The sequence below is a fragment of the Tolumonas osonensis genome (assembly GCF_014202415.1).
GTDB lineage: Bacteria > Pseudomonadota > Gammaproteobacteria > Enterobacterales > Aeromonadaceae > Tolumonas > Tolumonas osonensis.
This window is the reverse complement of sequence record NZ_JACHGR010000008.1, coordinates 104,261-130,350: the sequence shown is the minus strand read 5'-3', so window position 1 is coordinate 130,350 and position 26,090 is coordinate 104,261. Positions and strand designations below refer to the sequence as shown.

Sequence of the window (26,090 nt, the reverse complement as noted above, 5' to 3'; positions counted from 1 at the left end):
TCCCTTTACCGGATTTGTTTTTGCCACAGACTGTGGATGATAAATCCGGCTCCCACTACAGCAATCAGCGCAAAGAAATCCAGGTCAGCCTGCCGGGTGTAATGCAATGCCTCCCGGTGCAGCAGTTTATCCGCGAGCAGATAATTCAGCACTTCGCCGGCATGAGCCGCTAAACCACAGCAGTGTACCGAGCAGGCCGCAGGCGGCGATGGTGATGGTCATCGGATAGGGCGTGCCGTTCTGCGAGGCGGCAATGACGCTGCTGGCAATAAAGCCACAGCCGAATTGCAGCAAGCCAATCAGACCGGACGCACTGCCGGTGTGATCACCGGCGTTCGACATCGCCAGTGCTGTCGAGGTCGCGCCCAGAAAGCTCAGCGTCGCAATGGTCAGCCACAGCGGAATAATAAACAGCCACATGTGCGGGGTTTGTGTCACCGCATATAACATCAGGCCAAATGCCGAATTGGCGAGCAATGCAGTTGAGAAAATCTGTTTTGGCGAATAGCGCCGCAGCGCCATTTTGGTCAGCTGAGCAGAGATGATGAAGGCAAAAGTGATGCAGCCAAACACCCAGCTGTATTGCTGTTCATTCAACCCGAAGTGATGCAGGAAAACGAACGGCGAGCCGGTGATAAAACCAAACATGCAGGATTGCGTCAGGCTGCCGCTCAGGGCCGGCACCAGATAGGCCGGGCGTTGCAGCAGTGTCAGATAGCCCCGCAGCAGATTGCCGGATGCCGTGATATGCGGCGGTTTGGTTTCCGGCAGACCGAAATAGACCGCCAACCCGCAAATGGTGCCGAGCAACAGCAGGGCAAAGAACACCGCCTGCCAGTCGTAATGCGTGACAATCCAGCCGCCAATCAGCGGGGCACAGATCGGTGCCATCGACATCACAATCATCAGCGAGGACATCACCCGCGCCATTTCATGCTGGGCGAACAGATCGCTGACAATCGCCCGGCCGATGATCATGCCACAGCAACCGCCAATCGCCTGCAACAGCCGCAGGCCGATAAAGGTGTTGATATCGGTCACCAGCAGACAACCGAACGTGGCCAGCAGAAACACGGCGATACCAGCCAGCATTGGTTTGCGGCGGCCAAAGCGGTCAATCAGCGGGCCATACAGGATCTGTCCGACCGACAGGCCAAGAAAGAAGAACGACACGGTGGTTTCGATATGACCGGCATCGGTCTGAAAATGGTTCACCAGCTGCGAAAACGCCGGCAGATACATGTCGGTGGCAAACGGCGCGAAGGCGGAACAGAGCGACAGGATCAGGATCAGACGGGGAAATGGAATGGCAGGTTTTTGCCATGATGGGCGGGAAGTCATTATCTCGGATCTCTTTTAGAACGTTTATTCTAGTTATTATGCGATCTGAAACCGGTTGAATAAAGAGGCAGCGAGGTAAAGGGATGCAAAACTCACTCGCTGATGCTTTGCCGCAGCAAATCGGCCAGCGCGCAGACCGTCGGATCAAACAGCTGCTCTTCGCTGACCAGCAGATAGACCGGCGTGGAGCGGATCTGCTGCTCGACCGGCAAGGGTTTCAGCTCGCCGCTGGCTAGCAGTGGCTGGATCTGGTTCAGCGGCAGCCAGCCGTAACCGACGCCATGACGGATCGCCTCGACCGCGGCCGGCACGGTGGTCAGGATCCACTCCGAACGGGTAGCGATTTTGCGTTTCTCCTGCCGCTGCGTCTGCTGATCGGCGATCGCAATCAGCGGATAGGCCGCCAGCTGTGCCTGGGTCAGCAGGGTATTCTGCTGGTGGAGCGGGTGATCGGCACGGGCGACGGCAATGAAGTCGAGGTGCAGCAGCAGCGATCCCGGTTGCTTCTCCGGCTCCGGCATATAGATGACGTAGAGATCGGCATCGGCCTGCGCCAGTTTCCGCGCACTTTCAGAACGCACCACCTCGGTGACATGCACCTGCGTTTTCGGGAAGCGCTGCTGAAACTGCTGCAGTGCCCGGAACAGATAGTTTTTCGGAAACACGGTATCGATCACCAGATGAATGGTCGGCTTGATGCCTTGCCGCAGGCTTTGCGCCTGCATCTCCAGCTCTGCATAGGTGGCGATGATGGGGGTGACCTGCGCCAGCAGGATGGCGCCCGCCTCGGTCAGTTCCGCTTTCCGTCCCTGAATTTTCAACAGCGGCAGCCCGAGCCGTTCCTGTAACTGCTGCAGGGCATAGCTGACCGACGACTGGCTACGATTGAGTTGTGCAGCTGCCTGAGCGAAGCCGCCCTGTTCCTGCACGGTTTTCAGCACGATCCACTGTTCCAGCGTCGATTTTGGCAACATAAACCCTCACAACCAATTCAATAATCCGATGGTTTTTATCGGAAAAGAGCGCTTTTTTATCTGATTTGTGAATCTTACTCTGGGGAATGGAAAATAAATATCCTTATACAACAACGAAATAAAGGGAAACGATGAAATCACATTCAGCTCAATGGTTGCGGCTGCTCTGCCTGACGGGAGGCGTACTGGGCTCTTCGCAGGTGATGGCGGCACAATGGTCGCCGACGGACGAGATCTGTCAGCAGATGACACAAAAAGTATTACCGGGGGTGAAAATCACCGAGTCCAACCGGGTTAACGCCGGCAAGGTGAAACTGGATAAAACCAGCGCACTGACCGGTGCCAGCGGTGGCGGCCTGATGTTGCCGGCACACTGTCTGGTGCGCGGCATGATCGGTGAGCACACCGGTCCGGATGGCAAAAACTACGGCATCCGCTTTGAGCTGCGCATGCCCGATAACTGGCAGGGCCGCTTCATGTTCCAGGGCGGCGGCGGACTGGATGGTTTCCTCGGTCAGGCCATCGGCAGCATTCCGAGCCACGGCTCGACCGCCACGCCGTCACTGGTGCGCGGCTATGCGGTGGTATCGATGGATGGCGGGCATGAAGGTCGCGACGCCAAATTTGCCGTCGATCAGCAGGCGCGGCTCGATTATGCCTATGCCGCCATCGGCAAGGTCACCCAGCAGGCCAAATATCTGGTCTCGGCGTATTACGATGCACAGATCCGCTATTCCTATTTCATGGGCTGCTCGAATGGCGGCCGGGAAGCGATGCTGGCCGCCCAGCGCTATCCACTGGAATTTAACGGTGTCGTCGTCGGCAACCCCGGTTTCCGTCTGAGCCGGGCGGCGATTGGCGAAGCATGGGATACGCAGGCGCTGCAGGCGATTGCGCCGAAAGATGCTTCCGGCAAGACCGTCTTCTCGCAGGCGCTGACACAGGCGGATCTGACGCTGCTGAGCAATGCGGTACTGCAGGCGTGTGATGATAAAGATGGCCTGAAAGACGGCATCATCAATAACTATCCGGCCTGTCATTTCGAGCCATCGGTGCTGCAGTGCAAATCCGCTCAGGCGAGCGATTGTCTGGCCGCTGACAAGATCGCCGCGCTGCAGAAAATCTTCAGCGGCGCAAAGGACAGCAGCGGCAAGGCGCTTTACAGCAGCTGGCCGTATGATGCCGGTCTTGGTGCGCCGGGCTGGCGGGCATGGAAGCTGGGTTCATCCACCAATCCGGACAAGCCGGATGCGCGCAACATCGTGCTCGGCACCGATTCGCTGTTTCACTACTACATGACCCCGGCGCAGGCCGATGCCGACATGATGAAGTTCGATTTTGACCGTGATCCGGCCAAGATTGACGAGATGAGCGCGCTGAATGATGCGGTCGCTACCGAGATGGGCACCTATGTGGCGCGTGGCGGCAAGATGGTGATCTTCCAGGGGCTGTCTGATCCGGTGTTCTCGGCGCATGACATCCAGCACTGGTATGAAACCACCATCGCCAACACCTCGAAAGGCGATATCAACAAGCAGCGTGACTGGTCGCGGCTGTTTATGGTGCCGGGGATGACCCACTGCGGCGATGGCCCGGCGCTGGATAACTTCGACCCGCTGACCGCCATTCAGGCGTGGGTGGAAAGCAGCAAGGCGCCGGAATCACTGCCGGCCAGTGGTGCCGCCTTCCCCGGCAAACACCAGCCGCTCTGTGCTTATCCGCAAACCGCGCATTACCGCGGCGGCGATGTGAATCAGCTCAGTTCCTATCGCTGTCTGTAATCTTGAGAAAAAAAGGCCACTCATTAACTGAGTGGCCTTTTTGTATGCAGAGATAAGAGCGATTAGCGCGGTGCGAGGAACATCTTGTAGGTGACGTCATCACTGACATCGCGGGAAGGGTATCCCAGCTCCTGCAGATGGCGGTTGAAGGCTGGCATGTCCTCGTCGCTGAGTTCAAATGCGCACAGCACATAGCCGTAGTCCGCGCCATGGTGGCGATAGTGGAACAGAGTGATGTTCCACAGCGTACCCAGCGTTTCCAGGAAGCGCAGCAGGGCACCCGGCTGTTCCGGGAACTCGAAGCTGAACAGACGCTCCTGTACCGGTTTGCACGGACGGCCGCCGACCATGTAGCGCACATGGTTCTTCGCCAGACTGTTGTCGGTGATATTCATCACGCCATAACCGGCTTTCTGCAGCTCCGCCATCACCTGCAACAGTTCTTCCGTCCCGTTACTCAGCCGCACGGAAACGAAAATGGTCGCTTCCTTGTCTTCGGAATAACGGTAGTTGAACTCGGTGACCATGCGTTTGCCGAGGATATGGCAGAACTCCAGGAAGGCGCCTTTGCGTTCCGGAATGGTTACCGCCAGCACGCCTTCGCGTTTTTCACCCAGCTCGCAGCGTTCGGACACATAGCGCAGGCTGTGGAAGTTGACGTTCGACCCCGACAGAATGGCGGCCATGCGGGCGCCACGGGTGTGGGTGGTTTCGACGTACTTCTTCAGCCCCGCCAGTGACAGTGCGCCGGACGGTTCGGCGACGGCACGGGTGTCATCGAAGATATCCTTCAGCGCGGCACAGATCTCGTCGTTGGTCACGGTGATGACTTCGTCGAGGTATTCCCGGCAGACACGGAACGTTTCATCGCCGACCCGTTTTACCGCGACGCCATCGGCGAACAGCGAGACGCGTGACAGGTTGACCGGCTCACCGGCTTCCAGCGCAGCTTTCAGGCAGGCAGAGCCTTCGGCTTCCACGCCGATCACCTTGATGTTCGGCAGCAGTTGCTTGATATACACCGCCACACCGGCCGCCAGACCACCACCACCGACCTGCACGAACACGTGGGTCAGACGGGTATCCTGTTCCAGCAGTTCACGGCCGATGGTGCCCTGACCGGCAATGACATCGACGTCATCATACGGCGGGATCAGCGTGTAGCCATGTTCTGCCGCCAGACGACGGCTTTCCGCATAGGCTTCATCGAAGCTGTTACCGAACAGTACCACGTTGCCACCCATGCGGCGCACCGCATCAATCTTGATGTCCGGGGTGGTCGTTGGCATGACAATAGTAGCCGGAATTTTCAGCTTGGCGCCGGACAGCGCTACGCCCTGCGCATGGTTACCGGCCGATGCGGCAATGATGCCTTTGGACTTTTGTTCTTCGGTCAAACCGGCGATCTTGTTATAGGCACCACGCAGCTTGAACGAGTGCACCGGCTGCAGGTCTTCACGCTTCAGTGCCACATGGTTACCGAGCCGATCGGAGATCTTTTTCAGCGTCTGTAACGGGGTGACTTTCGCCACCTCGTATACCGGCGACAGCAGGATTTTGCGAAGATAATCGCTGGCCTGCGGTTGTGTGTCGCTCATGCTTATTCTCCCAGTTTGCTGCGATCGCGCACCGCACCTTTATCCGCGCTGGTGGCCAGATTGGCATACGCACGCAGGGCAAAGGAAACAAAACGGTCACGGTTTACCGGTTTCCAGGCTGCTTTGCCTTTGGCTTCCATCGCGGCACGACGGGTGGCCAGCTCGGCATCGCTGATCTTGATGTCGATGGTACGGGACGGGATGTCGATGCTGATCAGATCGCCATCGGCAATCAGACCGATGTTACCGCCGGCAGCCGCTTCCGGAGAGACGTGACCGATGGAGAGACCTGAAGAACCACCGGAGAAACGACCGTCGGTGATCAGCGCGCAGACCTTGCCCAGACCCATGGATTTCAGGTAAGAGGTCGGATACAGCATTTCCTGCATGCCCGGGCCGCCTTTCGGACCTTCGTAACGTACGATCACTACATCGCCGGCTTTCACTTTGCCGCCGAGGATGCCCGCGACCGCATCGTCCTGGCTCTCGAATACCACTGCCGGGCCTTCAAATTTCAGGATGGATTCGTCCACACCGGCGGTTTTAACGATACAGCCGTCCACCGCCAGATTACCGGCCAGCACGGCCAGACCACCGTCCTGACTGTAGGCATTTTCTTTGGTACGGATACAGCCCTCTTTACGATCCACATCCAGCGATGGCCAGCGGCAATCCTGACTGAATGCTTTGGTGGTCGGAATGCCACCGGGGCCGGCGCTGTAGAATTTCTTCACTTCATCGGATGGGTTCAGCGCGATGTCATATCTTTCGATCAGCTCTGCCAGCGACAGACCCAGCACGTTACGCACGTCAGTGTGCAGCAGACCGGCACGGCTCAGTTCACCCAGAATCGCGACGATACCACCGGCACGGTGCACGTCTTCCATATGGTATTTCTGGGTAGACGGCGCGACTTTACACAGCTGTGGTACACGGCGGGACATGCGATCGATATCCGCCATGGTGAAGTCGACATCACCTTCCTGGGCAATGGCCAGCAGGTGTAATACGGTGTTGGTGGAACCGCCCATGGCGATATCCAGCGCGATGGCATTTTCAAATGCATCACGGGTGGCGATGGAACGTGGCAATGCAGTTGCATCATCTTGTTCGTAATAACGTTTCGCCAGTTCAACGATACGCTGGCCGGCACTTTTGAACAGCTGTTCACGATCGGCATGGGTCGCCAGCAGTGAACCGTTACCCGGCTGAGACAGACCCAGCGCTTCGGTCAGACAGTTCATGGAGTTGGCGGTGAACATCCCGGAGCAGGAGCCGCAGGTCGGGCAGGCGCTGCGTTCCACCGCGGCAGTATCTTCATCGCTGACCGTCGGGTCAGCTGCCATGATCATGGCATCGACCAGATCCAGTTTGATGATTTGATCGGACAGTTTGGTTTTACCCGCTTCCATCGGACCGCCGGAGACGAAAATCACCGGAATGTTCAGGCGCATCGCGGCCATCAGCATACCCGGGGTGATTTTGTCACAGTTGGAGATACAGACCATCGCATCGGCGCAGTGGGCGTTCACCATGTATTCCACGGAATCGGCGATCAGTTCGCGGGAAGGCAGGGAGTACAGCATACCGCCGTGACCCATGGCGATACCGTCGTCCACCGCAATGGTGTTGAACTCTTTCGCCACACCACCGGCCGCTTCGATTTCACGCGCAACCAGCTGGCCCAGATCTTTCAGATGTACGTGACCCGGCACGAACTGGGTAAACGAGTTCACCACGGCGATGATTGGCTTATCAAAATCGCCGTCTTTCATACCGGTGGCGCGCCACAGTGCACGGGCACCGGCCATATTACGACCCTGGGTGGTCGTTGCGGAACGTAACTTAGGCATTGCTGTCTCCTCAATGGAAGCTGCCGGGCATCTTCATCGGCCTTACGGGCAACTTCTCTGCATGTATACGATTTTCTGCAAAACAAGAAGGCGCCTGAATGAGCGCCTTCTGCATAAAATTACTTGGCAACCGGAGTTAACCAGCCCCATTTATCTTCGGTCTCACCGTTGAACAGGCCAAAGAACACTTTCTGGATCTCTTCGGTGATTGGACCACGACGGCCTTCACCGATCTGCATGCGATCCACAGAACGTACCGGCGTGATTTCAGCTGCGGTACCACACATGAAGATTTCGTCCGCCAGATACAGCGCTTCACGTTGCAGTGACTCTTCACGGATGGTGTAACCCAGTTCACGGGCCAGCGTCATGATGGTGTCACGGGTGATACCCGGCAGGATGCCGGAAGTCGCCGGTGAGGTGTACAGCACACCGTTTTTGATGATGAACAGGTTTTCGCCTGAACCTTCAGAGATATAACCGTTGGTATCCAGCGCGATACCTTCCACATAACCGTTACGGCGGGCTTCGCGGGCGATCAGCTGTGATGACAGGTAGTTACCACCGGCTTTGGCGCCCGTCGGAATGGTGTTTGGTGCAAGACGGCTCCATGAAGAGACCATCACGTCCACGCCATTGGCCAGGGCTTCGTCACCCAGATAAGCACCCCACGGCAGTGCGCCGATCATCACTTCTACCTTGTCGCTCTTCGGCAATACGCCCAGACCCACGTTACCGATGAAAGCCAGCGGACGCAGATAAGCGCTCTTCATGCCGTTTTTGGTCACGATGTCACAGCAGGCCTGTTCAATGGCGGCTTTGTCGAACGGCATCTCCATCCAGTAGATTTTGGCAGAATCAAACAGACGCTGGATGTGTTCTTCCAGGCGGAAAATCGCTGTGCCGTTCGGGGTATCGTAAGCGCGGATGCCTTCAAACACAGATGAACCGTAGTGCAGAGCGTGGGTCATCACGTGTACCTGTGCACGATCCCATTCAACCATTTCACCATTGAACCAAATATATTTTGTAGTCTGTGACATGCTCGTATTTCCTTATGCGCTGATCTGTAAGGCAGATTGTTCGGATTGATCCAGTGCTTCCACGTGAAACACATCGACCAGTTTATTCAGTTGGCTCTGCAACAGCTGGATCGGGCGTTCGCTTTCCACGGTCACGGCAATACGCAGGGAACTGCTATCGGGTAACGCTTCCATATTTAACTGACGCAGAGCAAAACCACGGTGACGCACCACCCGCAGCACACGCTCCAGCACTTCCGGGCGGGAACCGGTGATCAAATTCAGCTGATGTTGCTTCATGGTTTGCTCTCCATCATATCCTGATTCGCGGCACCTGGCGGAACCAGAGGCCAGACATTATCTTCTGCGGCAATCGACACATGCAGCAGATAGGCTCCGTCGCTTTGCAGCATGCGGGCGATCGCCGCCGGTACTTCTTCTTTGCGTGTAATGGTCTCGCCGGCAATATCAAACGCGGCGGCCAGACGCACGAAATCGGGGTTATCTGACAGGATAGTTTCACTGAACCGGGCGTCGAAAAACAGCTCCTGCCACTGACGCACCATGCCCAGACGCTGGTTATCCAGTAATACCATTTTTACCGGCAGTTTGGCGCGGCGCAGTGTGCCCAGTTCCTGCACATTCATCATAAAGGAACCGTCACCGCTGACCAAGACCACTTCGTCATCCGGACGTGCCATTTTCGCACCCACGGCGGCCGGCAGACCAAAGCCCATCGTGCCCAGACCCGAGCTGGAGATGTGATTGCGCGGGCTGTTGAATCGCATATGCTGCGCCACCCACATCTGGTGCTGGCCAACGTCACAGCACACCACGCTGTTCTGTGGCAGGGCGTCGCTCAGCTGTTTCAGCAACAGCGGCGCGTAGATGCGCTCGCCCGGGTGGTCATAACGCCACGGGAAATCATTTTTCATTGCGCTACAGTGTTCGCGCCAGCTATCAATGCTCAACGTTTGCGCCAGTTGTGGCAGAACGGTTTTCAGATCGTTATGCAAGGCGACATGGGCGGTACGCAGTTTGCCGACTTCGGCGGCATCAATATCCAGATGAATGATTTTGGCGTGCGGAGCGAACGCGGCCAGCTTGCCGGTGACCCGATCATCAAAACGTGCACCAGCCACTACCAGCAGATCGGCTTCCTGCACCACCAGGTTCGCCGCTTTGGTACCGTGCATGCCCAGCATGCCGAGGAAGTGAGGACAGGCCGGATCCAGTGTGCCGATCCCTTTTAGTGTAGTCACGGATGGCATTTGCGTGGTGGCAGCGAACTGACGCAGTTCGGCGACGGCATCGGCGGCAATAACACCACCTCCCACATACAGCACCGGTTTTTTCGCATCAGCCAGCAGCGAACGGGCAGCGGCGAGCGCCTGCTGTTCATCGTCTGCGTACTGTTCTTCCGCCAGTTCAATCAGGGTATCCAGATCCGCCTGCGCCAGCTGGATGTCTTTTGGAATATCGACCAGAACCGGGCCCGGACGGCCAGAGCGGGCAATACGGAAGGCATCGGCCACCACCTGACCCAGTTCGTCCACGGACTGCACCATGAACGAGTGCTTGGTACAGGCCAGTGACAGGCCCAGCACATCCACTTCCTGGAAAGCATCGGTGCCGATCAGCGGCGAGGCGACCTGACCGGTCAGTGCCACCACCGGCACCGAGTCCAGCAGGGCATCCGCCAGACCGGTGATCAGGTTGGTGGCGCCCGGGCCGGAGGTGGCGATGCAGACACCGACCTTACCGGTAGAGCGTGCATAACCGATAGCGGCCATGGCCGCGCCTTGTTCGTGACGACATAACAGGTGAGGAATCCCCCCATCGTACAGTGCGTCGTACACCGGCATGATCGCGCCACCCGGATAACCGAACACCTGGGTGACACCTTGCTGGTGTAATGCCTTGACTAAGTACTGGGCCCCGTTCATTTCCATGTCCTTTCGTTTGACTGCGAAAAATAGCTGAAAAAAAACCCCCGAGTGGTGTGCTCGGGGGTTTGAGTGACTTTCTGTCTAATTAGCGAGTAGCCAATCGCGCCCCGAGCGGTGGAATAATCACCACCACGACCAGGATCACAATAATGCTAATCAGAGAATGAATCTTGCTCATAAAATTCAAAAAATCCAGTTTGCGCCGCAAAATCATGCGCGAGTGACACAGAATTAGCATATTTCGTTGCACGATAACAAGCCTTTTTTTCCAAAGCGGTGCTTAATTATCGAGCATTTTGGGGCAAATCCTGGTTTGTCCGACGAATAAATCACTAGTCGCTCAGCATTTTCCACTAATTAATGTCACTTTTTTACTGCTCTGTCATGAGATTTTTTAGCTATCCGGTGAAATTGACTGATCATGAAAAGAGACTGCGCTGTTATGACTGGCATGCTATTTTTATTGTCTAATAACTGAAGTGGTGTTGACCGCTGTAATCGTACAACACGTAGTTATATCAGAGGAACCGATGCGTAATAACCTGAAGTGGGCGTTGATAGCGATGATCCTGAGCAGTGTAGTGAATGCCGCTGAGCGTGATTTTGTTCCCTCAGCTCCGGCCCCGGACCGGGTTTTGGGTTGGGTGGAAAAAGCCATGATATTACCGGGCAATCTGGTGATGAACGCCAAGATGGATACCGGCGCGCTGACTTCTTCCCTGGATGCCAAAAAGCTGGAGTCCTTTACCCGCAATGGCAAGGACTGGGTGCGTTTTGACGTGGAAGCGCAGGATGACAGCGACAAGGTCACCCGCCAGACGTTTGAACGGGAAGTGGTGCGTGAAGTGACGCTGCGCGGCGCAGGTGGTAAGGATGATCGTCCGGTGGTACTGATGAAGATCTGCATCGGTGATCAGGTCTATGAAGAACAGTTCACCTTGCGTGACCGCGGGGATATGAAATATCCGCTGCTGATCGGCCGCCGTACTATCCAGCATCTGGGGCTGATCGACGTCACCCGCCAGTTTACGGTGGAGCCGAAGTGCCCGGGTGTCTGACCGGTTCTTCTCTGTAAAAAAAGCCACATCAGAACGGGGATTAATGATGTGGCTATTAAAAGATGACGCGACTTTACCTGCTACACCAATAGATTTCGCGCTTTAGCCAGTACATTCTCGTCACTGAAGCCAAACAGTTGGAACAACTGCTCCGCCGGCGCGGATTCACCGAAGCTGGTCATGCCGATAACGGTGCCATCCAGCCCGGTATAGCGCTGCCAGTAATCGGCGATGCTGGCCTCAATTGCCAGACGGGCACGAACTGACTTCGGCAGCACCTGTTCTTTGTACTCTGCCGGTTGCTTGTCAAAGCGCTCGGTGCAGGGCAGGGAAACGACACGGACTTTCTTGCCTTCGGCATTCAACGTGTTCGCCGCGTTAACTGCCAGACCCACTTCCGAGCCGGTCGCCAGAATAATCAGCTCCGGCGTGCCGTCGCAGTCCAGCAGGGTGTAGCCACCGCGTTCGATATCGTTCAGCTGCTGCGGGGTGCGCGGCTGCTGGGTCAGGTTTTGGCGAGAGAATATCAGCGCACTCGGGCCGTTTTGACGTTCAATCGCGGCTTTCCACACCACGGCCGATTCCACCTGGTCACACGGCCGCCAGGTTTCCATGTTTGGCGTGAGACGCAGGCTGGCCAGTTGCTCCACCGGCTGGTGGGTCGGACCGTCTTCCCCCAGACCAATCGAGTCATGGGTATAGACAAAAATCGAGCGCTGTTTCATCAAGGCGGCCATACGCACTGCGTTGCGGGCATATTCCATAAACATCAGGAAGGTGCCGCCGTAGGGGATAAAGCCGCCGTGCAGGGTGATGCCGTTCATGATGGCGGACATACCAAACTCGCGCACGCCGTAGTGCAGGTAGTTACCCTGTGGCACTTCGGCGCTGACATCCAGGGCACTGGTGTGACGGGTCAGGTTGGACGGCGCTAAATCGGCCGAGCCACCCAAGAGTTCCGGCAGGATTTTAGCGTATTCGTTCAGGGCCTTCTGGCTGGCCTGACGCGAAGCGATATTGGCCGGATTGGCCTGCAGGTCAGCAATATAGGCATTGGCTTTGTCTGACCAATCCGCCGTTAAAGTGCCACCGCTACGACGCAGCAGCTCTGCGGCTTCCTGCGGAAACACTTCCTGATAGGCCGCGAACTGCTGGTTCCACTGCTTCTGAACTTGCAGGCCTTTGGTTTTGCCATCCCACGCCTGATAGATCTCCTGCGGAATTTCAAACGGCGCGTGTGGCCAGTCTAGGAATTCCCGTACCTGGGTGACCTCGTCTTTGCCCAGCGGGGCGCCATGACAGTCATGGCTGCCGGACTTGTTCGGCGAGCCGTAACCGATGATGGTTTTGCAGCAAATCAGCGTCGGCCGCTGCTGGTCTTCCTTCGCTTCTTGAATCGCCCGGTCAATCGCCTGCGGGTCATGACCGTCCACGGAATCGATGACCTGCCAGCCATAGGCGCGAAATCGGGCGGGGGTGTCGTCGGTAAACCAGCCATCAACATGCCCGTCGATGGAGATGCCGTTGTCATCCCAGAAGGCAATCAGTTTGCCAAGACCCAGAGTCCCGGCCAGCGAGCAGACTTCATGTGAAATCCCTTCCATCAGACAGCCGTCACCCATAAAGGTGTAGGTGTAATGGTCGACGATGTTGTGGTTCGGTTTATTGAACTGCGCTGCTAGAGTTTTCTCGGCTAACGCCATACCGACCGCATTGGCAATGCCTTGTCCTAACGGACCAGTGGTCGTTTCCACGCCGGGGGCATAGCCGTATTCCGGATGGCCCGGGGTTTTGGAATGCAACTGACGGAACTGTTTTAACTCAGACAGTGGCAGGTCATAACCGGTCAGATGCAGCAGTGAATACAGCAACATTGAGCCATGGCCGTTGGAGAGTACAAAGCGGTCGCGGTTGATCCAGTTAGGGTCAGTCGGATTATGTTTTAAATGATGACGCCACAATACTTCGGCGATATCTGCCATGCCCATCGGAGCACCGGGGTGGCCGGAATTGGCCTGTTGCACGGCATCGACACTGAGCATGCGTACGGCATTGGCGAGGGTTTTAGGGGTTAAACTCATGAGCGGGGCTCCGTAAAAAATGAAAGAAAGGCTTTAGAAATAAGAAAGTCGAGAGTAAGGCGACCAATAAGGGCATCGCTGCTTGACACGCCGTAAACCCATCCATGGGGGCTCCGCCGCGCCATCCCTGGCGCGGAGGGTCAGCATCAATGTCCTTATCGTCCGCCCCGAATTAGTGACGGCCTAGCGTGGTAAAGCTAAATTATGCCAACCGCGTTGCCAGCAACTGCTCCAGCTTCACCTGATCAATCGCAAAGTTCCGGATGCCTTCCGCCAGTTTCTCGGTCGCCATGGCATCTTCATTGTGCTGCCAGCGGAACTCCGCTTCCGTCATTGCGGCCGGACGTGGCAGACGCAGCCCGTCATCGGCCAGCTGACATACCAGCTCACCCGCGGTTTCTCCCAATTCCTGCAGCAGGTTCGGGCTGATAGTCAGACGGTCGCAACCGGCCAGTGCCAGCACTTCGCCGAGATTGCGGAAGCTCGCACCCATCACCACGGTGGAATAGCCGTGCTGTTTGTAATACTGGTAAATCGCTTTCACGGATAACACACCTGGGTCATTCTCCGCAGTGTAGGTTTCGCCGGTTTTGGCTTTGTACCAGTCGAGGATACGACCGACGAACGGTGAAATCAGGAAGGCACCCGCTTCGGCACAGGCGCGGGCCTGAGCGAAACTGAACAATAAAGTCAGGTTACAGTTGATGCCTTCTTTCTCCAGCTGCTCGGCGGCGCGAATGCCCTCCCAGGTGGAGGCGATCTTGATCAGCACGCGACTGCGCGGAATGCCCTGATACTCGTACAGGCCAATCAGCTTGCGGGCTTTTTCAATGGTGGCGGCGGTATCAAAGGACAGACGCGCATCGACTTCGGTGGAGATGCGGCCCGGTACGTGCTTCAGCACTTCACAGCCGATGGCGACAATCAGACGGTCGGCGGCTTCTTCAACCTGCACAGCCAAATCAGCAGAAAGCTGACGGGCTTGCGCCACCACCTGTTCCAGCAGCGGCGCGTATTCCGGGCTGGAAACGGCTTTGAGGATCAGTGACGGGTTGGTGGTGGCATCTTCCGGGGAATAGGTTTTGATGGCGGGTAATTCGCCGGTATCGGCGACGACGGTGGTAACGGCACGCAACTGTTGTAATAAACTGCTCACAACGACTCCTTGGGATAGATTAAGACAAATTTTTACCGGCGCCATGCATGGCGGCATGGCGCCGTGACAACTTAAAGTGGATCTAATGCATCCTCGTATGCGGCATTCTGTTTTGGCTGCGTCAGCGATTCCCGTGCCGGCTGGTCGACCTTGATGATCACCGTCAGGACGGCAGCGAACAGATACAGACCGGTGTAAATCCAGACGACACCTTCAATATCCACGAACGGCAGCGCCACAGAGGCAATGGCCGGGGCCACGAAGTTACTCAGACCGGCAGAAAGGTTATAGATGGAGATCGCGGCGCCTTTGTGGTGTGGTTCCAGTGCCGGGAACACGGCGGTCATCGGTACGAAGGCGGCGACGGTGATGCCGAACACGACGGCCGGAATAGCGGCAACCCAGAAGTTATGACCATAGGTCACCGGCAGGTAGTAGAACATCAGACTGGCGATGGCACAGCCGATACAGCCGAACCAGCGCACCTGACGCATCCAGCCGATATACTCGCCCAGCACGCCCCACATTATGTTGGTAAAGATGGTGACGAAGAAGAAGATGGCCCAGATCTGCAGCCATTCCGGCATCGTGAAGCCCAGACGGCCCACGAACAGCATCGGCATGATCACCGCGAAACCGAACAGGGAGATGGTGTTGATGATGCGGATCAGGCAGGCCAGGAAAATATTCTTGTTGGTGTACAGAATGGTCACGGCCCGGGTCAGTTCGGTGATCTTCTCTTTGGTCGAGAGGTTGGCTTTTTCACTTTCTCCGCCGACATGACGCAGGCAGAACATGGCAATCAGACCGCCCATCATGACCCAGGCAATCGCAAACCACAGGGTACCGCGTTCGCCTATCGCCGGGATCGTGAAGCTGGGCAGATAGCTACCGACACAACCGATGCCGATGGAGTACATCGCCCAGAACCAGCCCATGGCAGAAGATACCTGCTGTTTCGGTACGGTCTGCACGATCAGCATGACGAAAGAGTAGATAAACAGCGGATAGGCCAGACCACGGATACCGTAGAACAGCAGCATCAAGGGATAGCTTTTTAATCCCAGACCCAGCGTCATGAACAGCGCGTGCATGATGACCCACATGACAAAACCGATTTTCATCGCTTTCTGCGGGGTAATGATTTCCGCGACGACCCCTGAGCTCCAGGCGGCCAGCGCGGCGGCAAAGCCGTACACGGTGAATACCAGGGCAGACTGTGCCGGCGTAAATCCGAGATCGGTAATATGTTTCGATAAGAACGCCATTTCAAAACCATCACCACTCATAAAGATGGCGATGGCGATATAGCCCCAGAACAGCATTTTGGGCAGACCAAACCAATGACTACTTTGTGATTGCATAGCAAAGCTCCTCTCACGCCATGGCGTCAGATGTAAGTGTGTTGGATAAACTGCTGTAAACCCGCCCTTCCCGGGCGGGGACTACGGTTGTTGCCTACAACTGTGTTCTCGCTGCAACCTGCTGCTGATACAACAGACGGAAATGTTTCAGACGAGGCATCAGTTGCTGATGACGGACAGCATCGGGGATGTAACGATGCAGAATGTCGGGTTTTTTACAGACCTCGGCTTCAGGGCCACCGGTCGCCAGCCAGCCGAGGCGGGCGGCACCCAGGGCGCCACCGGCTTCCCCGCCGATGTGGGTCACGATGGGCAGATTCAGCGTGTCGGCAATCAGCTGCGCCCACCACGGACTGCGCGAGCCGCCACCGATCAGTGAACACTCTTCCAGTGTGGTACCGGCCTCTTCCAGCACGGCCAGACCATCGGCAATACCGAAGGTCACGCCCTCGAGTACGGCATAACCCAGCATGGCACGGTTGGTGGCATGTGTCAGACCATGAAACACCCCGCAGGCCTGCGGATCATTGTGCGGCGTTCTCTCACCGGACAGGTAAGGCAGGAACAGCGGTGACTGCTGCTGTTCGGACTGGCTGAGCGTGGCCACTTCCGCCAGCAGGGTCGTCTCGTTGGTATTGAGGAGCTGACATAACCAGCGCAGGGCACTGGCGGCGGTCAGCATCACGCTCATCTGATGCCAGCGCTGCGGCAGGGCGTGACAGAAGGCGTGTACCGCCGATTTCGGGTTGGGACGGTAGCGATCATTCACCGCAAACAACACCCCGGAGGTACCCAGAGAGACAAAGGCGTCCCCTGAGTTGACGGCGCCGATACCCACGGCACTGGCGGCATTGTCACCACCACCGCCAGCAATCACGACGTTATCTTTCAGACCCCATTCACGGGCAATTTCCGCTTTCAGTGTTCCAGCGGGTTCACTGCCTTCGGCCAGCCGCGGCATGTTGTCGCGGGTCAGGCCACAGGCCGCCAGCAGATCGTCAGACCAGTCGCGTTTTGCCACATCCAGCCATAAGGTGCCGGCGGCATCGGACATGTCACTGATCTTCTCGCCGCTTATCATCCAGCGCAGATAATCTTTCGGCAGCAGGACGGTATCGACCTGAGCGAAGATTTCCGGCTCATTGCGGGCAACCCAGAGCAGTTTCGGTGCGGTGAAGCCGGGCATGGCCAGATTCCCGGCGATGTCGTGCAGCATTCTGGCCTGTTCGGTGAGCAGACGGCACTCTTCGGCGCTGCGGGTATCATTCCAGAGAATGGCCGGGCGCAGTACCTTGCCATCCCGGCTTAACAGCACGGCACCGTGCATCTGTCCGGATAAGCCGATGGCTTTAATCAGTGGCCAGCGTTCACCGGTTTTCTGCCGCAGACGGGAGATCACCTGTTGCGTGGCCTGCCACCACTGTGCCGGATCCTGTTCCGACCAGTGTGGATGTGGGCGCTGAACGGTGAGGGGTTCACCTGCACTTGCCAGCAGGTTCCCCTTCTCGTCAATCACCACGCCTTTAATTTCGGATGTTCCTGCATCAAGACCCAGATACATGACGTTTCTTCCTTACTGACTGACAACAGTTTCATTGGTTTGCAGCGTGATCCAGGTGCGCAGGCTCTGCACGGTATCACGCAGTAATTGCTCGAAATTCGGCTTGCCGGCCAGCGGACCAAACAGGGCTTCATCCCGGGCAAATTCGGCCAGCGGATCGGCGGCGCTGAAGCGGGCATGCATTGCGTTCGCATCCAGAATGCCGTCCTGATAGGTGTAAGGCAGGTCGCCTTCATGCCAGCGTTCCATGAACAGGAAGAACAGTGCCGGCAATACTGCAGTAGCACGTGGGATCTGGCCGCGGTTGTAGCATTCGATCAGGGTCGGCGCGATCATGCCCGGGATCTTGGATAAGCCGTCAGCGGCTACACGCTGGTTGGTGTCCAGGATGTAGGGGTTGCGGAAACGGTCGAGCACCACGTCGCGATAGGCGTCCAGATCCAGCGGACTTGGGGTCAGCGACGGGATGACATCCTGCGTGACATATTCCCAGGCCATTTCACAGATGGATTGGGTCTGGGTACTTTCATGAATGTAGCTCAGACCGATCAGGGTGCCGGCCCAGGCGATGCAGCTGTGGCTGGCATTCAGAATACGGATTTTGGCTTCTTCCCACGGCAGCACGGATTTCACCATTTCCACGCCGACCTCTTCCAGCGCCGGACGGCCGGCAATGAAATCATCTTCGATCACCCACTGAATGAAGGATTCGCCCATCAGCGGCGCCAGATCCTTGAAGCCGGTTTTTTCCTCAACGCGCGGCGCAATGTCGGCGGTCGGACGCGGCGTGATACGGTCCACCATGGTGTTTGGCGAGGAGGTGAAATTTTTCACCCAATCCAGCATCGCCATGTCGCCTTTCAGTGCCAGGAAGGCCAGGAAACCGTTGCGGAAGCGTTCGCCGTTGTGGCGCAGGTTATCGCAGTTCAGCAGAGTCACCGGACCGGATTTCTGCTTGATACGCTGGCGCAGAATGCGATCCAGGGTGCCGTAAATGGTGCGGGCTTCACCCAGCAGATCGGCCTGGATATCCGGATTTTTCGGATCCAGTTTGTGTTCGGTATCCAGATAGTAACCACCTTCGGTCACGGTAAAGCTGATTACGCCGGTTTCCGTCGCGGCGCCCTGAGCGACCAGCGCAGACAGCTGTTCATCCCATGGCAGCACTTTCTTGATGGAAGTGACGCGCTCGTATTTCCGCTCACCGGCCGGTGACACGGTTTCCAGAATGTATTCACCGTTCTGTTTTTCTAATGCGGTCAGCAGTGCATTGGCATCATTGCGGATATTGCCCAGCGCGATGGACCAGCGGGTATCACCCTGCATCAGCAGACGGTGCAGATACCAGGCCTGATGGGCACGATGGAAAGAGCCGGCACCGATATGCATCCATACACGTTGTTGTTGGTTATCCATGTTGAACTCCTTGCTGTTGTGATTTTGATTATTTGCTCTTATCGAGGGCTTTTGCTCGAATTGAGTGTAGATTATTTGAATATTTGCCCATTAACTGGTCTTTTGATCACATTTTTTGAAATAAACTGAATTCCCGCTCTGCTTCGGGGTAAAATCCGGTCAAAAGAACGAGGGCGGGGAAGACGATGAGCAAACATGATCGCAAGCTGGATCAGGCGGCCCGGGCGGCCTGGCTGTATTACGTGGCCGGCAAGACACAAAACGAGATCGCGGATATTCTGGGGGTGTCACGCCAGGCCGCGCAGCGCCTGGTAGCGCTGGCTTCGGAGCAGCAGATCGTTGGTGTCAGCATTTCGCACCCGATCGCGGATTGCATGGATCTGGCCACGGCGCTGCAAAAACGCTTTGGTCTGCGCGAGTGTCATGTTGTGCCTTCGGCCGGGCTGGACGAGGTGTCGATTGGCCGTCTGATCGCGGTGTCCGGTGCCGAGACGATGCTGCATTATCTGCGTTCGGAAACGGCGCTGACGGTGGCGGTAGGGTCGGGACGGCTCTTGCGGGCGGCCATCGATGCCTTGCCGGACATGGAACGGCCGCAGCATACCTGTGTCTCGCTGATTGGTGCCATAGCCTCGGATGGCTCATGTACCCGCTACGATGTGCCGCTGCGGATGGCGGAAAAAACCCAGGGGAAATATTTCATCTTGCCGGCGCCGATGTTTGCGGACAGCCGGGAAGACGGTGTGCTGTGGCGCAGTCACCGTATCTATCAGGCTGTGATTGAGCGGGCCGAACAGGCCGACGTCGCCTTTATCGGTATCGGCCAGGTGAATGAGGTGTGCCCGTTACGTCAGGACGGGTTTATCTCCGACGAGCAATTACAGCTACTGAAACGGGAACATGTGATTGCGGAAGTGCTGGGACATTTCATTGCCGAAGATGGATCCCGGATTGAGTGCGAGCTCAATGAGCGTCTGACCAGCATGCTGCTGCAACCGCATACGCAGCGGAATATCATCGCGTTTGCCGGTGGCCGGGAAAAACATCAGGCGATCAAGGCCGTGTTGCAGGGAGGCTGGCTGGCCGGTCTGGTGACCGACGAGGATACCGCGAATTACCTGCTGAGCGGCGATTAAGTCGTCTGCAATACCGTCAGCTTGGCGCGGATGAACTCCGGGTGATCCAGATAAATCAGATCCGCCACCTGACGGATCACCGCCTCTTCCTGCGGGTCCAGATGGCCATCGGCGTAGGCGACCTGCCACATCGCCTTGATCAGTTCAAAGCGCTCCGCCTGCTCCAATGCCCGTAATTTGTTGGTGAAATCAAATAGCGAGACCGCGTTTTCGCTTTTGTGCCGGGCCTGGTTCAGCAGGGCCTGCGCGGCCGTATCATCAATATCCAGCAGGTGAGTCAGCAGATGAATTTTGGCTTTTTCTTCCCTGGCATCGAGATGATTATCCGCCCGGGATACCTCACACAGCAAGGAAGCCGTCGCCAGCTGAATCGCGGCATTGTCTGCGGTATCCATACCGTTATGGCCCGGCATCATTTCCCGGAACAGCGAACGTAATAGAGCAAGCATAACTGACCTCGTTACTGATTTAACCCGTCCATCTTCTGTGCAGCTGCGCTGGAAATCAAGAGGATAAAATGTGATGCGATACCGGGAGCGTAACTGTATTCCGGTTCCCCTTAAAAAACCCGGCTTTTCTCGCCGGGTCTTATCGTTACATCTGGAAGCTAAAAGGAAGCCGGTTAGTTGCCTAGTTGGCAACATAAGCAATTTTGATCCCTTCCTGCCGGATATTCACCTGCATTGCTTCATCCAGCTGATCCAACGGAAACTGGTGTGTCACCAGAGTTTCCAGAGGCAAACCAATACCGATTGCACGACGGATAAAATCCATCGTGACCGGATAATCCTGCAGGCTGTAAGCCCATGAACCAGTCACAACAATCTCTTTATTACAAATATCGAAATGAGGATTAATACTGCATTCACCGTTGTTGATGAAAAAGCCCACTTCACATAACCCACCACCCCGTTTGATAAATTTCCAGACGTTGGCAGCCGCTTGTGGCACACCAGTGCACTGGAACGCAAAATCAACCCCTACACCAGCAGTCATGTCTTTAATCGCTGCCACGAGATCATCCAGTTTTGGATAATCAGCAACATTCATCGTGGTATTCGCGCCCATTGATTTTGCAAATTCCAGACGCTTGACGTTACTGTCTAAGGCAATAATGTTTTCAATGCCCATGGTTCGCAACACCGCAATCTGTAACAGACCAATCGGGCCACATCCCTGAACAAGGACTTTACTGTTGAACTTTAAGAGACCGGTCGATTTCGCTCTTTCCAGCGAATGAACTACAACTGCTGCCGGTTCAATCAGCAGGCGTTGTTCTAGATTCATGTCATTCACAACGAAGAATGAACTGTTTGGTCGGATCACGATATATTCGGAAAACCAGCCATTCAGGCGATACTTATCATCGTCAGGCATCAGCCCGTAAAGACCCAGATTTTCACACAGATTATTTCTCGCCGGTTGCGTGCGGCAGGGTTCGCAATGCCCACAGAGTAAAACGCTGGTAACGATCGCATCCCCTTCTTTTACGGCTACGCCGGAAGAGTCGGCCTTGATATTCGAGCCAAGTTTGACGATTCGCCCGGTACCTTCGTGCCCCAATACCACTGGTGCCAGGTTAAATGGATCCCGGTTATATTCATGAACGTCTGTACCACAAATCCCACATCCTTCGACTCGCACCAGCATCTCATCCGGGCCAATCTCAGGAATATTGAAAGATTCGACTTTGATTTCTCGTGGCTGTTTTAATACTGCAGCATGAGAGGTTTTCGGGATATTGTTCATATGTTTCTCCTTAAAAATAAAAAATTAACTTTTGAACAAGAAATACAAATCTCGCATTTATTTGAAGCAGATCACAAAAATACATAAAAACAAAAATCAGCGAAAAAAGCGATTACATTAACTGGCTATTCATGGCTGTTTTCTTTTATTCATACTAACAAATGAAAATTCAAAAGAATCACTTTGTGGATGGTATCTCAACATTTTGGTTCAGCATGCTGTACAAAGTATTTTTTATTTTTACTGAGTAGATTTAAATAGAAGCATCTACTCTGGTTAATTAACAGGAGTTGAATGAATGGGAACTAAAGGTGGCACCTCGCTGATTCGGGCAGACAAAATACTGACTTATATTGGACGTGTTGGTTCTGCAACATTCAGTGAAATTGTTGCAAAAATAGAATTACCAAAAAGCAGTGCTTTAGTTCTCCTGGAGATAATGATTGATTGTGGTTTGCTTGTTAAAAATGACCGAAATAAATATGTCCTTGGATTAAAGATATACGAATTGGGTTGTCAATCATTTCATAAAAAGAATTTATTTGAAATAACAAGAAGGCCAATGCAAGAGCTTTCAATTCAGGCCGGACTGATTTGTCATCTGGGCGTTATTGAAAATCACCACGCTATATATCTGGACAAAATTGAATGCCCATCATCTGTGCCAACCCAGGAAAGTTGGATAGGAAAGAAATTAACATTACATGCAACAGCTCTAGGAAAAGCATTATTGGCATGGATGAGGGATGATGAAATAGATCATTATGTCAATAATATATACATGAATAGATACACGGATAAAACAATTACAGACATTCCAACCTTTAAATCCGAGCTTTTAAAAACAAAGATGCAAGGATGGGCAATTGATAATGAAGAATCTAAAGATGGTGTGATTTGTTTAGGTGCGCCTGTGTTTGATATCTACGGCAGAGTTAGTTATGCGATTTCCATTTCCGGAACCACAGAAACCTTCTCTGTAAAACATCGGGCGAAATATCTTGATTGCTTGCTGAATAGTGCAAAAACAATATCTTATGGTCTTGGCTATCGTAAGCCGTTTATTTGAAAAGGCAGATTAGTATGAGTATTAAAAAATTTTCTGGTGTGATTCCCCCTGTTTCATCCGCTTTTGATAATACAGGGAATATAGATTATACAGCGACTAAAGCAATTGCAGACTATCTGATAACCTCAGGTGTTAACGGGTTGTTCTATTTGGGAAGTGGTGGCGAATTCTCGCAAATGAATCATGTTGAGCGAATGAAATTAGCCGAAGCGGCCATTGAGGTGACTGCCCATCGTGTTCCGGTATTAATTGGTGTTGGCTCTACAAATACAAGAGAAGCTGTTGAGTTAACAAAGCATGCCGAAAAATCAGGTGCAGATGCTGTTGTTGTGATTAATCCTTTCTATTGGAAGGTTACAGAAAAAAATCTGCTACATTATTTCCAGAGCATTGCCTCTGCGACTGATCTTCCAGTCTTGCTATATAACTTCCCGTTACTAACTGGTCAGGATCTAACCCCAGAGTTCGTAAAAAATCTGGCACTCAAACACAACAACATTGTTGGTATTAAAGACACAATCGACAGTGTCACTCATATCAGAAATATGATTAATATCGTAAAAGAAGTGAGGCCGGATTTTTCAGTGCTCTGCGGTTATGACGATCATTTATTGAGTACTTTACTGCTAGGTGGTGATGGTTCTATTACTGCAAGCATTAATTTCGCACCTGAATTATCAGTAGGTATTTATCAGGCATTTCAACAGGGTGATTTAAAAACAGCGGCTGAAATGCATAAAAAACTGATTCAAATGCCGAGCGTTTATGGTTTGGATACGCCATTTATTGCCTTAATCAAAGAGGCCATGAAACTCAAAGGTCTGCCAATTAATACCTATTGTCTTCCTCCAACCCAGCAACCGACGGATGAAATGAAGTCAAAATTGAAACAATTTTTATTATCTCACGGCATTCTGAAATAAAGCGGAGAGTCATCGATGAATTTGGATAATCTTTATAATCCCTCTGATGAATCTATTTATCAGGTAAAAACTCAGGCCGCTGGTCCGGACGGCGCTTTACCACTGACCCCAGACATGCTGATGAATCTGCCGAGTGGCGATATTTTCGGCATGACGATGAATGCCGGAATGGGATGGCAGCCAGAGAAGCTGCTTGGTACGGAAGTTCTGTTGCTCAGCACATTGGGTGGAATGCGCAATCCGGACGGGAAACCAACAGCGTTAGCGCTGCATCAGGGCCACTACGAGCTGGACATTCAATTGAAGGCGGCAGCGGATGAAATTACTGGTCAGCAAGGCGTGCCTTATGCCGTTTATGTGTCTGATCCATGTGATGGCCGCACGCAAGGCACTACCGGGATGTTTGATTCACTGCCATACCGCAATGATGCGGCCATGGTCATGCGTCGACTGATCCGTTCTCTGCCAACCTGCAAAGCAGTGATTGGTGTTGCCAGTTGCGATAAAGGGCTGCCAGCAACCATGATGGCGTTGGCCTCACAGCATAATAAATCCACCGTCCTGATCCCTGGCGGTTCAACACTCCCGGCTATCGATGGTGAAGATAACGGGAAAGTCCAAACCATCGGCACTCGCTTTGCCAATGGCGAACTCTCTTTGAATGATGCCTGCCGTTTAGGCTGTTCTGCTTGTGCTTCATCCGGTGGCGGCTGCCAGTTTCTGGGCACAGCTGGTACCTCGCAGGTTGTTGCCGAAGGTTTGGGCCTGGCATTACCTCACTCCGCATTGGCACCTTCTGGTGAAGCCGTATGGGTAGATATAGCCAAAGCTTCTGCGAAAGCGGCGCTGCTATTGCAATCTAAGGGCATCACCACCAAAGATATTCTCACCAATAAAGCGATTGAGAATGCGATGATTGTGCATGCCGCCTTTGGTGGCTCAACGAATCTGCTGTTGCATATTCCAGCCATTGCGCATCAGGCCGGATGCCGGATCCCAACCGTGGATGACTGGACCCGAATCAATAAAGAAGTACCACGCTTGGTCAGCGTGATCCCGAACGGCCCGATTAACCACCCAACGGTTCGTGCCTTTATGGCAGGTGGCGTTCCGGAAGTGATGTTGCATCTGCGTAAACTCGGTCTGTTGCATGAAGATGCATTGACCGTGACCGGCCAGACGGTCAAAGAAAATCTCGACTGGTGGGAGAAATCGGAACGACGTCAGAAGTTCAGGTCGATTTTGCGTGAACGTGACCATATCGATCCGGACTCCGTCATCATGAGCCAGTCTCTCGCGCGAGATAAAGGGCTGACGTCCACCATTACGTTCCCGGTCGGAAATATTGCCCCTGAAGGTTCGGTGATTAAATCTACCGCGATTGATCCAAGCGTGATTGGTGCAGATGGTGTCTATCGTCATCAGGGTAAGATTAAAGTCTTCACCTCTGAAAAAGCAGCTGTTTTTGACATCAAACATGAGAAAGTCAAAGCCGGCGATATTCTGGTCATCATTGGCACCGGTCCTTCCGGTACCGGGATGGAAGAAACTTATCAGGTGACCAGTGCTCTGAAGCATTTGTCTTACGGCAAACATGTCTCCCTGATCACCGATGCCCGTTTTTCTGGTGTATCAACCGGCGCCTGTATTGGTCACGTCGGTCCGGAGGCATTGGCCGACGGCCCAATCGGCAAATTACGCGATGGTGACATCGTCGAAATAGTCGTCGATTGCGTGAAATTAGAGGGCTCGGTCAACTTCCTTGGCTCTGACGAAAACCATCTTTTAACCCCTGAAGATGGCGCGAAAGAATTACAGAGTCGCACATCTCACCCTGAGTTAGCGCCTGATCCAGATTTACCCGAAGACACCCGTTTATGGGCGCTATTACAAGCAGCCAGTGGAGGAACATGGCGTGGATGCATTTATGACGTAGAAGCGATCAGCAGGCATTTTCTATCTCATATTCCAGGTAATAAATGATTTTAAAAATCCCAGGGTCTTTTCGCGAGACCCTGAAAAAACACACAACACATTTATAAATATATCTGAGAGGTAC

The 26,090-nt window shown here is 54.3% G+C and carries 21 protein-coding genes; 6 read left to right on the top strand and 15 right to left on the bottom strand.

The window, feature by feature from the left end; all coding sequences use genetic code 11:
• Positions 1-5: 5 nt before the first annotated feature.
• The 3 genes from HNR75_RS12185 to HNR75_RS12175 form a co-directional block, all read right to left on the bottom strand.
• The gene (locus HNR75_RS12185; protein ID WP_188027259.1) at positions 6-152 is read right to left on the bottom strand and encodes a hypothetical protein; all 147 of its coding nucleotides are present in this window, start codon (positions 150-152) and stop codon (positions 6-8) included.
• Entirely contained in the window at positions 127-1,341 is a 1,215-nt protein-coding gene (locus HNR75_RS12180; RefSeq protein WP_188027258.1) for a multidrug effflux MFS transporter, read from the bottom strand. The genes HNR75_RS12185 and HNR75_RS12180 overlap by 26 nt, the downstream gene beginning before the upstream one ends.
• A 92-nt stretch (positions 1,342-1,433) precedes the next feature.
• A complete protein-coding gene (locus HNR75_RS12175) occupies positions 1,434-2,315 on the bottom strand; it encodes a LysR family transcriptional regulator (protein ID WP_188027257.1) in 882 nt (293 codons plus the stop codon).
• A 131-nt stretch (positions 2,316-2,446) separates the two neighbouring features.
• Here HNR75_RS12175 and HNR75_RS12170 point away from each other — a divergent pair, with 131 nt between their 5' ends.
• Positions 2,447-4,096 (top strand): tannase/feruloyl esterase family alpha/beta hydrolase, encoded by a 1,650-nt coding sequence (locus HNR75_RS12170; protein WP_188027256.1) that lies wholly within the window; start codon positions 2,447-2,449, stop codon positions 4,094-4,096.
• A gap of 62 nt (positions 4,097-4,158) precedes the next feature.
• Here HNR75_RS12170 and ilvA read toward each other — a convergent pair whose 3' ends face one another.
• From ilvA to ilvG, 5 genes are all read right to left on the bottom strand, one after another.
• Complete coding sequence (gene ilvA / locus HNR75_RS12165; protein WP_188027255.1) at positions 4,159-5,694, bottom strand: threonine ammonia-lyase, biosynthetic; 1,536 nt, start codon at positions 5,692-5,694, stop codon at positions 4,159-4,161.
• A gap of 2 nt (positions 5,695-5,696) precedes the next feature.
• Positions 5,697-7,547: a dihydroxy-acid dehydratase gene (gene ilvD / locus HNR75_RS12160; RefSeq protein ID WP_188027254.1), complete on the bottom strand. Its 1,851-nt coding sequence runs from the start codon at positions 7,545-7,547 to the stop codon at positions 5,697-5,699.
• 119 nt (positions 7,548-7,666) lie between these two features.
• Positions 7,667-8,590, bottom strand: a complete 924-nt coding sequence (locus tag HNR75_RS12155; protein ID WP_188027253.1) for a branched-chain amino acid transaminase — start codon at positions 8,588-8,590, stop codon at positions 7,667-7,669.
• A 12-nt stretch (positions 8,591-8,602) separates the two neighbouring features.
• Entirely contained in the window at positions 8,603-8,869 is a 267-nt protein-coding gene (ilvM, locus tag HNR75_RS12150; RefSeq protein ID WP_188027252.1) for an acetolactate synthase 2 small subunit, read from the bottom strand.
• Positions 8,866-10,515: an acetolactate synthase 2 catalytic subunit gene (gene ilvG, locus HNR75_RS12145; RefSeq protein WP_188027349.1), complete on the bottom strand. Its 1,650-nt coding sequence runs from the start codon at positions 10,513-10,515 to the stop codon at positions 8,866-8,868. The genes ilvM and ilvG overlap by 4 nt, the downstream gene beginning before the upstream one ends.
• 533 nt (positions 10,516-11,048) lie before the next feature.
• Here ilvG and rloA3 point away from each other — a divergent pair.
• A complete protein-coding gene (gene rloA3, locus HNR75_RS12140; protein WP_188027251.1) occupies positions 11,049-11,576 on the top strand; it encodes a retropepsin-like aspartic peptidase RloA3 in 528 nt (175 codons plus the stop codon).
• A gap of 80 nt (positions 11,577-11,656) precedes the next feature.
• On the opposite strand, the gene tkt is transcribed toward rloA3, so the two are convergent.
• The 5 genes from tkt to dalD form a co-directional block, all read right to left on the bottom strand.
• Positions 11,657-13,657 carry a transketolase gene (gene tkt, locus HNR75_RS12135; RefSeq protein ID WP_188027250.1) on the bottom strand — a complete coding sequence of 667 codons (2,001 nt, stop codon included), beginning with the start codon at positions 13,655-13,657 and terminating at the stop codon, positions 11,657-11,659.
• A gap of 202 nt (positions 13,658-13,859) precedes the next feature.
• Positions 13,860-14,813 carry a transaldolase gene (gene tal / locus HNR75_RS12130; RefSeq protein ID WP_343043281.1) on the bottom strand — a complete coding sequence of 318 codons (954 nt, stop codon included), beginning with the start codon at positions 14,811-14,813 and terminating at the stop codon, positions 13,860-13,862.
• A 71-nt stretch (positions 14,814-14,884) separates the two neighbouring features.
• A complete protein-coding gene (locus HNR75_RS12125) occupies positions 14,885-16,177 on the bottom strand; it encodes an MFS transporter (RefSeq protein WP_188027248.1) in 1,293 nt (430 codons plus the stop codon).
• Positions 16,178-16,271: 94 nt separating this feature from the next.
• Complete coding sequence (gene xylB, locus HNR75_RS12120; protein ID WP_188027247.1) at positions 16,272-17,738, bottom strand: xylulokinase; 1,467 nt, start codon at positions 17,736-17,738, stop codon at positions 16,272-16,274.
• A 12-nt stretch (positions 17,739-17,750) separates the two neighbouring features.
• A complete protein-coding gene (dalD, locus tag HNR75_RS12115; protein ID WP_188027246.1) occupies positions 17,751-19,154 on the bottom strand; it encodes a D-arabinitol 4-dehydrogenase in 1,404 nt (467 codons plus the stop codon).
• A gap of 185 nt (positions 19,155-19,339) precedes the next feature.
• Between dalD and HNR75_RS12110 the strand changes: the two genes are divergently transcribed.
• Positions 19,340-20,290 carry a sugar-binding transcriptional regulator gene (locus tag HNR75_RS12110; RefSeq protein WP_188027245.1) on the top strand — a complete coding sequence of 317 codons (951 nt, stop codon included), beginning with the start codon at positions 19,340-19,342 and terminating at the stop codon, positions 20,288-20,290.
• On the opposite strand, the gene HNR75_RS12105 is transcribed toward HNR75_RS12110, so the two are convergent.
• Together HNR75_RS12105 and HNR75_RS12100 are read right to left on the bottom strand one after the other, a co-directional pair.
• Complete coding sequence (locus HNR75_RS12105; protein WP_188027244.1) at positions 20,287-20,739, bottom strand: tellurite resistance TerB family protein; 453 nt, start codon at positions 20,737-20,739, stop codon at positions 20,287-20,289. The genes HNR75_RS12110 and HNR75_RS12105 overlap by 4 nt on opposite strands.
• 181 nt (positions 20,740-20,920) lie before the next feature.
• The gene (locus HNR75_RS12100; protein WP_188027243.1) at positions 20,921-22,039 is read right to left on the bottom strand and encodes a zinc-dependent alcohol dehydrogenase; all 1,119 of its coding nucleotides are present in this window, start codon (positions 22,037-22,039) and stop codon (positions 20,921-20,923) included.
• Positions 22,040-22,337: 298 nt separating this feature from the next.
• Between HNR75_RS12100 and HNR75_RS12095 the strand changes: the two genes are divergently transcribed.
• From HNR75_RS12095 to HNR75_RS12085, 3 genes are read left to right on the top strand one after another with little or no spacing between them, the layout of a single operon-like run.
• A complete protein-coding gene (locus HNR75_RS12095; protein ID WP_188027242.1) occupies positions 22,338-23,108 on the top strand; it encodes an IclR family transcriptional regulator in 771 nt (256 codons plus the stop codon).
• A 14-nt stretch (positions 23,109-23,122) separates the two neighbouring features.
• Positions 23,123-24,031: a dihydrodipicolinate synthase family protein gene (locus tag HNR75_RS12090; RefSeq protein ID WP_188027241.1), complete on the top strand. Its 909-nt coding sequence runs from the start codon at positions 23,123-23,125 to the stop codon at positions 24,029-24,031.
• A gap of 15 nt (positions 24,032-24,046) precedes the next feature.
• Positions 24,047-26,014, top strand: coding sequence for a YjhG/YagF family D-xylonate dehydratase (locus tag HNR75_RS12085; protein WP_188027240.1), 1,968 nt, complete (start codon positions 24,047-24,049; stop codon positions 26,012-26,014).
• The last annotated feature ends 76 nt before the right edge of the window (positions 26,015-26,090 follow it).

Bases quoted from the DNA above. Each gene is read 5' to 3' on its own strand.
- HNR75_RS12180 (WP_188027258.1), bottom strand. From the start codon at position 1,341: ATGACTTCCCGCCCATCATGGCAAAAACCTGCCATTCCATTTCCCCGT.
- HNR75_RS12175 (WP_188027257.1), bottom strand. From the start codon at position 2,315: ATGTTGCCAAAATCGACGCTGGAACAGTGGATCGTGCTGAAAACCGTG.
- HNR75_RS12170 (WP_188027256.1), top strand. From the start codon at position 2,447: ATGAAATCACATTCAGCTCAATGGTTGCGGCTGCTCTGCCTGACGGGA.
- ilvA (WP_188027255.1), bottom strand. From the start codon at position 5,694: ATGAGCGACACACAACCGCAGGCCAGCGATTATCTTCGCAAAATCCTG.
- ilvD (WP_188027254.1), bottom strand. From the start codon at position 7,547: ATGCCTAAGTTACGTTCCGCAACGACCACCCAGGGTCGTAATATGGCC.
- HNR75_RS12155 (WP_188027253.1), bottom strand. From the start codon at position 8,590: ATGTCACAGACTACAAAATATATTTGGTTCAATGGTGAAATGGTTGAA.
- ilvM (WP_188027252.1), bottom strand. From the start codon at position 8,869: ATGAAGCAACATCAGCTGAATTTGATCACCGGTTCCCGCCCGGAAGTG.
- ilvG (WP_188027349.1), bottom strand. From the start codon at position 10,515: ATGAACGGGGCCCAGTACTTAGTCAAGGCATTACACCAGCAAGGTGTC.
- rloA3 (WP_188027251.1), top strand. From the start codon at position 11,049: ATGCGTAATAACCTGAAGTGGGCGTTGATAGCGATGATCCTGAGCAGT.
- tkt (WP_188027250.1), bottom strand. From the start codon at position 13,657: ATGAGTTTAACCCCTAAAACCCTCGCCAATGCCGTACGCATGCTCAGT.
- HNR75_RS12125 (WP_188027248.1), bottom strand. From the start codon at position 16,177: ATGCAATCACAAAGTAGTCATTGGTTTGGTCTGCCCAAAATGCTGTTC.
- xylB (WP_188027247.1), bottom strand. From the start codon at position 17,738: ATGTATCTGGGTCTTGATGCAGGAACATCCGAAATTAAAGGCGTGGTG.
- dalD (WP_188027246.1), bottom strand. From the start codon at position 19,154: ATGGATAACCAACAACAACGTGTATGGATGCATATCGGTGCCGGCTCT.
- HNR75_RS12110 (WP_188027245.1), top strand. From the start codon at position 19,340: ATGAGCAAACATGATCGCAAGCTGGATCAGGCGGCCCGGGCGGCCTGG.
- HNR75_RS12105 (WP_188027244.1), bottom strand. From the start codon at position 20,739: ATGCTTGCTCTATTACGTTCGCTGTTCCGGGAAATGATGCCGGGCCAT.
- HNR75_RS12100 (WP_188027243.1), bottom strand. From the start codon at position 22,039: ATGAACAATATCCCGAAAACCTCTCATGCTGCAGTATTAAAACAGCCA.
- HNR75_RS12095 (WP_188027242.1), top strand. From the start codon at position 22,338: ATGGGAACTAAAGGTGGCACCTCGCTGATTCGGGCAGACAAAATACTG.
- HNR75_RS12090 (WP_188027241.1), top strand. From the start codon at position 23,123: ATGAGTATTAAAAAATTTTCTGGTGTGATTCCCCCTGTTTCATCCGCT.
- HNR75_RS12085 (WP_188027240.1), top strand. From the start codon at position 24,047: ATGAATTTGGATAATCTTTATAATCCCTCTGATGAATCTATTTATCAG.